Raw genomic sequence first — 12,327 nt, 5'->3', positions numbered from 1 at the left:
GTTGTGAACAAATTGTGGAACCCTAAAATACGAAGAATAGGTATATTTCTTTCAGCTCTGATTATATCCGGTGTTATAGTACTCATAGCTGTAAACATGGTGAATAGTAGCACCGAGACTGAAAAGGTTGTTGTGGTTACAGAGAATATTGGTCCTAACCAGAACCTGAAAGGCATGCTCAAATATCGTGATGTTGTAAAAAGCGAGCTTCCAAGTGATCCGGTGCGGAATATGGATGATGTTGAAGGGAAAAATTATTATACTTCAGCCATTGGATTTTATAAGGATCAACCCATATCTAAGTCTGGTATTACAACAAGTGCCAAGTCAACGTTTGGAGAAACCCTGGACCTTAAAAAGCCAAATCACTTTGTAGGGATAAAAGTTGATCAATCACAAGCTACTGGTAGTTTTATAAAACCCGGAGTCATCGTTGATGCGGTTGCTTACATCAAGGCAGATGGCGGATCTGGTCGCGTGATTGGACCAGACGATGATCCTGATTTGGCCGGATTAGTTGTAGTTGGAAGAGAAAATTCAGAAGGAACTGAACCTGGCCAAGATGGACGAAGTTCTTTAACTTCTTTGGTTATTGTTAATGCTCCAACTATTAGCGTCTATAAGAAATTGGTGCAGTACCAAGAGGACGGGAAAATCTATCTGGGTCCTGCAGGGGTCAAAACCAAGTAAAAAGTCATCGCCTACGATCATACTGGCAGGTGATGAGTTTCCCCAGCTGCCAGTATGATCGTCACGATACTTTATTTACCAATATATGTGTAAAAATTAGACAGCTCCTTTTTTTTGTTGTAAAGTGTGATTTAAGGAACATTAACTAATTAATTAGATAGAAAGAGGTGTAATCTTAAAGTCACACTTTTTAATTTCTGTTATTTAGCGATATTTTTCTTAATGTCGTAGAATTAAAATAATAAAAACAAAAGGAGCTTTTAAAAATGAAGAAAAAATTTATGATGATGTTCGCAATGATTTTGATAGTTTCTAGTCTGGGCCAAGTAGCTTCTGCTGCTAGTAAAGAAGTTACCGTGACCGTCGATGCTAAAAAGGTAAATTTTCCCGATGGTAAACCACTATTGGAGAAAAGCCGGGTACTGATTCCGGTAAGATTTGTTTCTGAAGCATTGGGAGCCAAAGTAGATTACAAAAATCGCACGGTATTGATCAAACAAAACGCTAAAAATATCAGCATGAAGGTCAATACTTCTATTGTTACTAGCGGAGAAAAAAGAATTTTCTTGGATGTGCCGGCGCGCCTACAAAAGGGGCGTGTTTATGTGCCATTGCGTTTTGTATCTGAAGCACTTGGAGCACAGGTAGATTGGAACAGCAAAAAGTACCTGGTAACAATTACAACAGCTGGCACCACTGCTACACTTGAAGACCCAAAAGATCCTGAACAGAAGCCAGAAGAACCGAAAAAAAATGAAGATACAACAAATACAGGTTACTTCAAAGACTTTGAATGGGAAAAGAAAACCGACCTAGGTAAATCCCTTTTCAAGAACAACATCAAATTTGCAAATGGAAAGGTAACATTCTCTGTTCCGGAAAATTCTACAGCTACATTTTTTGGAAACGGTAAGACTACAAAACTAACTCCTGGTAAAACATACTCATACCCTTACGGTGTAGGAGGTCTTACCTTTTCAAAAATCTATGCAAAAGAAGACCATATTGAGAACTATGCTCTGTATCTCGATAATAAGAGCCAAGGGCTTTCAGGAGCTTATTCAGATTCGACGGAGCCTATCGTAGAACATACTGTATTTAAAAATAATAAGGTAATAGAGACTGCTGCTACTCTTACAAAAGTTATTACAGCTGCTCAGTCCTTATAGAACGGAGTAGCAAATGAAACGCTTAACTATTCTAATCTTTCTTATCTTTGTATTTAGTTTCACTTCAAATGTATCAGCTGCTGGGTCCCACGCTATGCTAAATAAATATTCATATGGGTGGGACTATGGTGAGAATGGTTCTGCTTTAGAAGGCTATATCCCAGCTTTAGGAAATAGAGTAGTTAGACCATGGGAGTTGGTACAATGGACCGGAGTTTTCAAATTTCCAAACAGTGAGTCCGAATATATTAGTAATTACGATGTTTTTAATGTTAAAAGGAAAGCCGACGATCCTAAATTCGATAAGGAAAATGGTTTTGGATTGGTATTTAAGAGTCAGGCTGCTTTAGGTGACCTATTTGATTCTATTATGAAAGATAAACAAAAAATGAGCTCCAAGCAGAGGGCGTACTTTCGTGAAACATTTATTAAGTCTGCTGATGATCCAATATTCAAACCAGGAAATGAGTTTTACTACAGTGTCGAATTAAGCAAATTCCTTCGAACTTCAGGGATTGTACAACGTATGGGAATCAAGTTCACTAACACCAAAAAAATTAGTGAAAGTAACCGACAAGCGATATATGAAGTAACGAAGTGGCCCGAGCTCAAAGCGACGGCCGCAGCTGGTTCTTTGAATGTCGAAATGAAAACTTATGGAGTATCAGAGCGTGACGTACGGATTGTAGCTACAAAAAAAGGAGCATTTCCGGATTTAAAAAACGCTATTAGTTTAAATGAAGGAAAGCTGATCCATACGTCAGCTGCTACTCAAAGTAAAACCTTGAAACTGAAATATCAGGAGCTTGCGGATCAGCTTGGGGAAGACATTGATATCGTTGTAGATGATGGATATGGTCGAACTGCAATCAAATCCGTTCATCTTCCCAAAATGCCGCAAGAGATGGACTACATCCCTACCAAGTTAACACTAACTGAAGGCAACCAGCTTTGGTTGAAGTGGAAATATGTTGGGGAAGAGTTTAAAGCCGGAGATCATATTGATGGCCGTGGAATTCCTAACATTGCGCGAGTTACTGTTAAAGGGCCTGAATCCGGAATTCAGAAATTTGAACAAATGTACAATAGCGGAATCCCGGCAACCGTGAAAACCGGACAAGAGTTTAGTCATTATTTGGGCAAGGTATATGTTGGGCGAACCCCCGGAACATATAAAATTTCGGTAGATGCCTTTGCGAACAATCCAAGTCATCCCTCAAGAGCTACAGAAGTTCCCGATGTAGCTTATCGTAATAATGAGATCAAGGCAGATTTTACGGTAAAACTTGTGCCCATTGATCTAGTTGCGCAATCTATAACCGCCACCCCTTCACATATCGGAAAAAACAGCCAAGCAAGCATTATTGCGAAGGTGAAAAACGTAAGTGAAGAAGATCAAAAACAGGTTATGATCCGTATTACTGCTGATGATGACACGATTTATGAAGTACGTAAGGATATGCCGGCAAATAAACCAATTTCGGTTGGACCCGTGAATTGGACCGGGCGAGAAGTTGGATTGCACAACATAACTGTTCAAGTAGATCCTGTAAATGAGGTACCGGACGTAAATCCAGGTAATAATATCGCAAGTACCGGGTGTACGGTTATTGCAAACAATTCAGGATCATCTTCGGATTGTAATTCATCCAGCAATCAATCAACTGCCAAAACTTCATGGACAATACCGTACCGTTATATCTATGAAATTGCTGAGGTAAACAGGCCTCTTTGGACAACAGCATGGGTAAATTACTCGGAGCATCTGAACGTGAGTACACAAGTCAATACAAAACAAGGTATTGAAACCGATCCGCTGCATCCGAAAGAAAGTGACCGGGAAAGTCGTGGTAGCTGGGCCATTATTCCGTATGCCAAGAAAAATGGGCTAAAAGCAAACGAAGTGACAAGGGCAGGGTATGGCTATGAGCTAAAGGTCACGACGAACTATTCAACAGATTGGGAAACCAAAGTACCAAGAGGATTCAACGAAACTGCGCGCCCAATTGGTGGTACCTATATTGGACCTACTCCAGGTGAAGCTATTGCCAAGTTCTATGATCGTAGCGGCAATTACATCAAAACGATAAAGTTAGAACGAACAAGTGGTGGAAACACCGGAACTGCCGTTTGGGAGCTTCCCAAAATAGAAGGCACCTTTTTAGATGGCACTAAAGTTATGGAACGTAAAGTTTATACGGACAAGGACTGGTCGGATGGTGACGTTACCGTTAAGGTCTATGTCACGGCTGAAGGTTCAAAAGGCAAACTTATTGCATGTACTACCAACAAGATAAGAATTTTCGGTGGTATGTATGATGATACGCAAAATGTAAGGTCTAGGAACTAAAATGTGGCCATATATTCAAATGGCCTACACAGTATGTATTCTTTATATCTTTAGCATTCAGGATGTAAGAACCCGAATAGTTCCGCTATCTTGGGTAATCTGTTCTGTACTAGGTAGTATTGCATTGAGGTTGGTATATTCCCCAAGTCCAATAAGTACCTATATTATTTCAGCATTAACGATAGGTGTTTTTTTATGGGTCCTTTCCCTAATTAGTAAAAGTGGAATGGGTGGAGGAGATATTCAGCTGATCGCGTGGTTGGGATTAACAGTGGGTTTTATGGAAACCACGTTTGTTCTCATCATTTCTAATCTACTTGTTTTATGCTATCGAATTATGAAGAAGAACCTGAATCCTATTGCCTTTGTTCCTTATCTATGTTTTGGTGAATTAGTAGTCGTTTATCTACGAATTTTTCTTGAATAAAAAAGAGGAGGAGAAATCAAACGTTTTTACATCAAAAGGTGCTTTTTAAGCTCCTAGATCTCGCTCTATATATCCTGCTGTTAAGCCTTTTAGATTACGTTCGAGTGATTCTAATGGTGTTATTTGTCACGGTCTTCAATTTACTGTATTTTGTTAACTCCAAAAGAAGTTCGAAGAGATTAAATTGCTGGTATGAGTATTCTATTAACGAAAAACGGACTCTTCTTCATTTCTCACCATCCATATTAATTGGATACTGGGCAAACCGTAATACATTGCTGGGGTCACGGAAAGCAGCGATCAATAAACTCACTTCCCTTGGACATGCCAATATCTATGGGGAAACGATTAGTCTGACCAAAATAAATGGGGATTTATCTGATCTTACGATGCTAGAAAAGTGGGGTAAAAACGGTGTCTTAACTCTTATCACGACGATTTTCCAGACCTGTTTCAACTTAAGGAATGTGTTCACACTTACGGTTACGCGGAAAATATTTAATATGATATGCTCTCACTCATTTATTCGGTATAGATACCGGTAATTTTTTTACTCGATAACTAATTAATTAGATAGCGTTATATATGCTCTTTAGCTTGACGGAAGGAGGACAAAGATTGGATGACCAGACAAGTGAAAACTTGTTAGAACGATTTTCATTTTGGAGCCGATACTTAGGTTTCATGTTAATTGTAGGTGGAGTGCTAATTTTAGCCTTACTTATCATTATCTCTTTAGCCATACCTTATCTAGGCCTGATCGGAATCCTTCCCATTGTCATAGGAGTGATGTTGTTTAAAGCCGGGAATAGAGCTCGGGACTTTCTGAATACAGAGGACGAAACAAGCTTTAAGTCAATGATAATGTATCTCCTAAACTATGTGATGACTCCCCATAGCTAAAGCTATGGGCTTCTCGGTTCAACGAGTCCGCTAATGCGGCGCTCTCCCCGAAGGCTCCATCCGAGCCAAAAGTTTTTAGGCGGTTGCTCGTTTAAGGATGTTAACAGCTGCGTTCTCGTCTCTATCGGCTATGAATCCGCAGCCTGGACAGTGATGTTCCCGATCCTTGAGCTGCTTCTTAACGATTTCACCGCAATTAGAGCAAAGCTGAGATGTATTGCGAGGGTCAACTCGTTTCACGATTCTACCGGCGCTCTCAGCCTTATAGGAGGTGAATGCGACAAGTTGACTCCAGCTGCTGTCTACGATGCTCTTTGCTAAGTTATGGTTCTTGATCATACCGAGAACGTTCAAGTCCTCGAACGCTATCAGCCCGTATCTATTTACGAGCTGGCGGCTAACTTTATGGGAGTAATCCTTGCGCTGATTGGCTACATGTTCATGTAGCCGGGCGAGAACGCGTACAGCCTTCTTACGGCGGTTAGAGCCGTTCTTCTTGCGACTGACGGAACGCTGTAAACGTTTGATATGCTTTTCCGACTTGCGGAGGCATTTAGGCGACTCGAAATATTCACCGTCAGACGTAACGGCAAGCGTCTTAACACCTAGATCAACGCCAACGGCATCCGTACACTGTGGAAGCTGTTTCGGTTCGATTTTCGTTGACAGGCAAGCGTAATACTTGCCGTTCTTCTGGATGATCGCACAAGTCTTGATTTTGCCTTCCACTGGACGGTGCAGCTTAATCTTAACATCTCCGATCTTAGAGAGCTTGAGCTTGTTACGTTCCAGCTTATAGCCGCCTTGCGGAAACGTGAAGCTATCATACTGCGTGGCTGGCTTGAAGCGAGGAAACCCGGGCTTTTCTCCAGCTTTAATACGACGGAAGAAAGCCTGAAACGCCTTGTCTAAGCGTTTGGCAACGTCCTGCAATACTTGGGAGTGAACTTGCTTGAGTGCTGGAATCGCCGCTTTACGCTCATTAAACGTGTTCGCCTGACTGTAATAGTTAAGGCTCTTGCCTTCGTCTCGGTAAGCATGAATACGCTCGTTTAGCAAACGATTGTACAGCAGTCGGCAACGTTCTACGGTAAATTCAATCGCCTTACGCTGTTCTCTGTTCGGATACATCCGAAATTTGTAAGAAATTAGCACTACCGTCAACGCTCCTTTTGTAGCTCAATGTACCGATTCACTGTTTCAAGCGATACGCTGCCGACTGTGGCGACAAAATAGCTGTTCGTCCATAGTGAGGGGAGCCGAGACGTAAGCCGTTTGAACTCCAGACGAAGCACGCGGGACGTATAGCCTTTAAGGTGCTTCACTATCCGATGGATGCCGAACTGAGGATCGCACGAAACAAGAATATGCACGTGGTCGGGCATAATCTCCATTTCAAGGATATTGGCGTTCAACTCCTTGGCCTTGCTCTCCAGTAGTTCTTTTAGCCTTGCGTCGATTGGAGCCGTAAGCACCTTACGCCGATACTTCGGGCAGAACACAACGTGATATTTGCAGTCGTACACCACATTGTTATTGCTGTCTACTGTTCTGGACATGTGTTCACCTCAAGAAAAGTATACCAAAATAATAGATAGTATTCACGTATCTAATGAAAGTTTTTCAATGATGCCGGCTTACATCCCCATATCTAAAAAAGGGGTTTTACGCCGCAACCTATAATTTTTTTAAAACGATAACTAATCAATTAGATAGCGAGCGCATTTTGTTAATTTGATTGGAAGAGGGGGAGAAAGATTATCAATGTTAACATCAATCGCTACACATAATGCTTGTCTTGCAATTTTGTGAGCACATTAATCCTGCTCCATTCATTTATTTTTCATCAGCAGGTTTGTGTACCATCAATGTTTTTGTAATGATATCGATTATTTTTTTATTTGCTAACTAATTAATTATATAGCAATAAGTTCATTATTTCTTTGTCTGGAATTAAGGATACAAGAGTTAAAAAGGAGGATTGCATGAGTTGCGATTCAAATATAAATGGATAAACGTAATGCTAGCCTTAGTGTTAATAGCCTCATTTGTACCTATTTTCCCACAGAAGGCAGCAGCAGCTTCATATTATATAGGGCAAAGTTGGAAAGTGACTAATGTGGGTAGTAGTTATACCTTCGATTTAGGGGCACCAGGTTTTGATCGTAAAGATTTTAATATAGTAAGAGAATTTACCGTATATACACCACCTGCACCGGGTGACTTTACCTGGATTACTGAGTATTATTCTCAGGATGGGATTACTTGGTATAAGGAAAGTGAAAATATATTTAAATACGCCAATACAGTGAGTTCGAGTGGCGGGACTATAATTTATCCAAGAAATCCAGAAGTAACTCACGTAAGATACTATAAATTTGAATCCAATAAATCGACTTCTCAATTTTATAATATCCAGTTAAAAATCACCGAGGGCCCTTATTCATACGATAATATTCCTCCTACAAAACCAACTATTCATTTGACACCAAACGAAGTAACTCGTGGAAATGTGCAGGTGAATATCACTGGTAGTACCGACGACAAACTACTCCGTGGATATGAATACAGGTTGGAGGGAGCAACAAACCAAGACTGGACACCGGGTGATAGTCTGACAATCACGAATGAGGGAAACACAACGATTTATGCCAGAGCTGTAGATTATAACTATAACCGCAGCTCTGAAGTGACGGCCCTCGCTCGCATAGATCGATCTCCTCCTGGAGCACCCGCTTTCTACGCAAGTCGTACTGGGTATGTCAATACGGATGTTACTGTAACGGTACAGCACGGAGCAGACACCGGAGGAGGTATACGTGGTTCACAATACAAGCTTGCCGGAGCCACCAATCAGGATTGGACCAATTATACCGGACCAGTCAATATCCAAAATCATGGCATAACCTCCATGACAGCACGGACAGTGGACAACGATGGACGAACAGGTGCTGAGTCTTCCATTAGTATATATATCGACAAAGTAGCTCCTACAGCACCGACGATTAATCCAGCGGGTTCTCATGGAAACGGATATACTGTAACCCTCCAACCAGGCAATGATGACTTATCTGGACTGGCTCATACGCAGTATCGCATCAGCGGGGCAATAAGTCAGGATTGGAAGGAATACGATGGTTCATTTCCGGTTCAAGTGGATGGGAAGAGTACCGTATATGCTCGATCTATAGACCAAGCTGGCAATGTTAGCCCGGAAATAAAGAATGAGCTAACGATCGATAAAAAAGGGCCAGCAGCCCCAGTAATAAAACCAAATGAAGTAGGGCCAACTGCTAATAACATAACGGTGTCTCTAGAACCGGGGGCTGATCCTGTTTATGGTGTTAAGTTAACTCAGTATCGGAAAAGCCCGGCAGCAGCATGGGTACCGTACACCGGACCGTTTATGGTAACAGCTGAAGGAGTTTATGAGCTGGCAGCTAGAACGATTAACAACTTGGATGTCTCCAGCCCAATCGTTACAAAAACGGTTACGATTGATCGCACTAAACCAACGGTTCCGGTGATTACCGTATCCGAAGTGACGGCACCAACTACGTATACGAATAAGCCGATCCAGTTCAAAATTTCGGGGGGTACTGATACCTCTGACATACACTATGAATATCAGGTCAATTCAGGTAGTTATCAAATCGGCTCTGCCGGAATGATAAACGATTCTGGTATTACGAAAATTACGGCACAAGCTGTAGATGCCGCAGGAAACCGATCTGATCCTGTGTCTATTACATCCTATATCGATATGGAAGCACCAAGCATTGGAATGACCCCTGATACAAGGGATTGGGGAGATGCTCCTATCAATGTAGAAGTGAGCTATAAGGATCTACATGCTGGAGTAGACCCAGCAACCATGAAATACAAAGTTACAAACTCTTCTGATACTCCTGAAGTTTGGGATACAGCAGATCATTCTGTTATGGATCTAAACATAGTGGATGAAGGAGAGTGGTATGTACACGCTAAAGTAAGTGACCGGGCTGGAAATACATTTGTAACAACGAGCCAGGTGATGCGGATTCAGAACCAACCGCAGCCAGTGACATTGTCTGTGCTGTCTGTCAAAAATTCCGAGGCCGAATTAGAGTGGACATTACCTTCTGGTTTGACCGATGGGTACACCTATACAGTTCGGAATTTAACAACAGGAAAGGTGTGGGACGTCAGTCATCCGACGAATACGTACCAGGATACTGGCTTGCAGGGCGGCCACACATATGAATATGAGATCCAGTCTATTAATCATGTGGGGAACAATGCCTATTCGAACCGCGTTAGTGTGCTAACACTGCCGGATGCCCCGGAGAATATTCAGGTGCATACCGCTTCGCGTACACCTGCGCGGATCACTGCTGACATTACGCCAGTGTATTCCGCTGATCAATATAATATTGCTGCAACTGACGTAGTGACTGGCCAAATCATATTTAAGGATACGGTAACTCAGGACGTTTATAATCCGATAACTGGTCTTGAGCCTGGAAGAATGTATGATATCTCAGCTTCAGCAGTGAATGCGAGCGGAGAAGGGGCAATGAAGCACGTTTCCTTTTTGAGCCTACCAGACACCCCCGGAGGTTTCCGAGAAGCTACTGTTTATGAAGATGGGATAGATCTGAAATGGAATACAGTTACGACTGCAACCTATTACGAGTTGGAGCGAGGCCAAGCATCTGTATACCAAGATGTCTACACCGAGTATAGCGACATCGGCCTTCGTCCTGGGACAGAATATAACTATGGAGTGTCAGCTGTGAATGAAACGGGGGCAGGCGATTACTCAAAACTAGGTATCATTACATTACCAGGCCAAGTTACAACATTGACCCGAGTAAGCAGCGATGTTTATTCCGTTGGTGTGAGCTGGGAGGATGTAAATGGGGCGGATGGCTATTTACTTAATGTAAATGACGATTCAGATATTCGCCTTCCTCGTGGTTTCAATCAGTATACATTCGAAGGTTTGGCGCCTGGTACTCCTGTAAAAATCAAAATACGGGCATTTAACAGAAGTGGTGTTGGAAAAGACAATACTATCACTGCTTTGACTGCACCAGAATCCGTAGCGCTTTCTGATGTTGCAGATATCGGTGAGCATAGTGCAACTCTTATGTGGAAGCCAGCACATGGTGCCACGGTTTACGAGGTGAAAATAGATGGCCAAGTTTATTACAGCACTGAAACTAAGCTAAAAGTTACTGGATTATCTGGTGGGACAAATTATGATTTTTCAGTAAGTAGCGGAAATAGTGGCGGATTCAGTCCTCCAACAACAGGTAAGATGCTGACTATCCCTTCACAAGTACAAAATGTAAAAGTAAAAGAGATTGGTAATGGTCAAATCAAGCTAAGCTGGGATGAAACCCAAAGTGCAAACCATTATCTAGTAACCCGTAGGGATATGGATCAGCAACAGGAAACAATTACGAATAGTATCATTCTTTCCGAGATTCAACCTGGAGTGATATATGGATTTGGTGTACAGGCTGCTAACGGTAGCGGCATTGGGGAAATAACACCATTTACGTACCGTGCGCTGCCAAGCACGATTGCAGAAGGAACCTTATTAATTAAGAATGTGACGGATACCGGTATGAAAGCAAGCTGGACCGAAACAACAGGTGCAGATAGCTACAATATCTATAGGGATAATATTTTTGTAGGCAACACAACGAACTTGGAGTATGACCTGGATAAAATGGATAGTTCCACGGTATACAAAATATCTGTAGCTCCTTTGAATACCAGTGGGGAAGCCACAAAGACATCAGCGGTGGAGGAAACTCACCCATCTCCGGACTTCTTTATTACGAAAAGAGATACAACGCGGCATGAATTTGAAATTCAATGGCAATCGGACCATAAAAACGATATCTTTGTCCTCACAGGAGAGAAGGATGAGGAATTGTACCGAGGTAAAGGACGTGGATTTACCTGGACGGATTTGAAGGATGGTAGAACTTATAGTGCAAATCTATGGGCAGAAAATAGCCAGGGAAAACGTACCGAAATCAAAACGGTTACTGAGAAGACTAGCAGCAAACCCGAAACGGTTGAAAGCAATATAGTTTCTTCCGTTGCCTTAGATGAAACACCAGAAGAAATCCAACCTGTTGAAGAGAAACCTGCTGTTGAAAACAAGAAGAAAAATCATTTTGACGACATCGATCGTACGTTCAATCGAGATAAGATAAATGAGCTAGCAGACATGGGGATCGTAAAAGGGACAACAGACAAGACGTTTGAACCAAGTCGGCCCGTAACCAGAGTTGAGTATACTTCGATGTTAGTAAGAGCCCTTGATTTGGAATCTCAACCACTAGTAAATTTGACCTTTCAGGATATAGACGAAACTGCATGGTATATTGACCCGCTTAAGACCGCTATTAAAGATGAAGTAGCTCGTGGGTTTAGTAAGACCGTATTCGCTCCAGATCGGATTATCAACCGTGAACAGGCAGCGAAAATGACCAACAATGTAGTTAGATCTGCGCCAGCGCAGGAGGTTAATGTTTATTCTGATTCTTCAAAAATTGTTGAGTGGGCAAGAGAAGATGTTCTAGGCCTAACAGAGCACAACCTTGTACAAGGGTATCCGGATGGCAGCTTCCGGCCGAAGCAGGATATTACTCGAGCCGAAGCAGCTGAGCTCATATACAATTTGCTTAAAAAAAAGAGCTAGAGAAAAGGCTTTGATTACGGTAAGAACTGAGACAAATTTGCTTAATAGCTGATTCATAAGTAGGTTTACTGATTGTTACATTACA

General features: G+C 41.9%; 7 protein-coding genes. 5 read left to right on the top strand and 2 right to left on the bottom strand.

Features of this window, described 5'->3' with window-relative positions; genetic code table 11:
• The first annotated feature begins 3 nt into the window (after positions 1 to 3).
• From ACWGXJ_RS25940 to ACWGXJ_RS25925, 4 genes are all read left to right on the top strand, one after another.
• Positions 4 to 690, top strand: coding sequence for an SAF domain-containing protein (locus ACWGXJ_RS25940; RefSeq protein WP_254348856.1), 687 nt, complete (start codon positions 4 to 6; stop codon positions 688 to 690).
• 266 nt (positions 691 to 956) lie between these two features.
• Positions 957 to 1,859: a copper amine oxidase N-terminal domain-containing protein gene (locus tag ACWGXJ_RS25935; RefSeq protein WP_452568072.1), complete on the top strand. Its 903-nt coding sequence runs from the start codon at positions 957 to 959 to the stop codon at positions 1,857 to 1,859.
• 13 nt (positions 1,860 to 1,872) lie between these two features.
• The gene (locus ACWGXJ_RS25930; protein WP_452568071.1) at positions 1,873 to 4,209 is read left to right on the top strand and encodes a CARDB domain-containing protein; all 2,337 of its coding nucleotides are present in this window, start codon (positions 1,873 to 1,875) and stop codon (positions 4,207 to 4,209) included.
• A gap of 1 nt (position 4,210) precedes the next feature.
• Positions 4,211 to 4,636 carry a prepilin peptidase gene (locus ACWGXJ_RS25925; RefSeq protein ID WP_452568070.1) on the top strand — a complete coding sequence of 142 codons (426 nt, stop codon included), beginning with the start codon at positions 4,211 to 4,213 and terminating at the stop codon, positions 4,634 to 4,636.
• A gap of 978 nt (positions 4,637 to 5,614) precedes the next feature.
• Here ACWGXJ_RS25925 and ACWGXJ_RS25920 read toward each other — a convergent pair.
• Both ACWGXJ_RS25920 and tnpA read right to left on the bottom strand, forming a co-directional pair.
• A complete protein-coding gene (locus ACWGXJ_RS25920; RefSeq protein ID WP_452568069.1) occupies positions 5,615 to 6,694 on the bottom strand; it encodes an RNA-guided endonuclease InsQ/TnpB family protein in 1,080 nt (359 codons plus the stop codon).
• A 5-nt stretch (positions 6,695 to 6,699) separates the two neighbouring features.
• Positions 6,700 to 7,098, bottom strand: coding sequence for an IS200/IS605 family transposase (tnpA, locus tag ACWGXJ_RS25915; protein ID WP_452568068.1), 399 nt, complete (start codon positions 7,096 to 7,098; stop codon positions 6,700 to 6,702).
• A gap of 431 nt (positions 7,099 to 7,529) precedes the next feature.
• On the opposite strand from tnpA, the gene ACWGXJ_RS25910 reads away from it, so the two are divergent.
• Positions 7,530 to 12,242 (top strand): fibronectin type III domain-containing protein, encoded by a 4,713-nt coding sequence (locus ACWGXJ_RS25910; protein WP_452568067.1) that lies wholly within the window; start codon positions 7,530 to 7,532, stop codon positions 12,240 to 12,242.
• Positions 12,243 to 12,327: the final 85 nt, after the last annotated feature.

Source organism: Paenibacillus sp. S33 (assembly GCF_053615415.1).
This window is presented reverse-complemented; position numbering and strand designations above follow the sequence as displayed.

Coding starts and splice junctions, on each gene's coding strand:
- tnpA (WP_452568068.1), bottom strand. CDS start 7,098: ATGTCCAGAACAGTAGACAGCAATAACAATGTGGTGTACGACTGCAAA.
- ACWGXJ_RS25930 (WP_452568071.1), top strand. CDS start 1,873: ATGAAACGCTTAACTATTCTAATCTTTCTTATCTTTGTATTTAGTTTC.
- ACWGXJ_RS25925 (WP_452568070.1), top strand. CDS start 4,211: ATGTGGCCATATATTCAAATGGCCTACACAGTATGTATTCTTTATATC.
- ACWGXJ_RS25935 (WP_452568072.1), top strand. CDS start 957: ATGAAGAAAAAATTTATGATGATGTTCGCAATGATTTTGATAGTTTCT.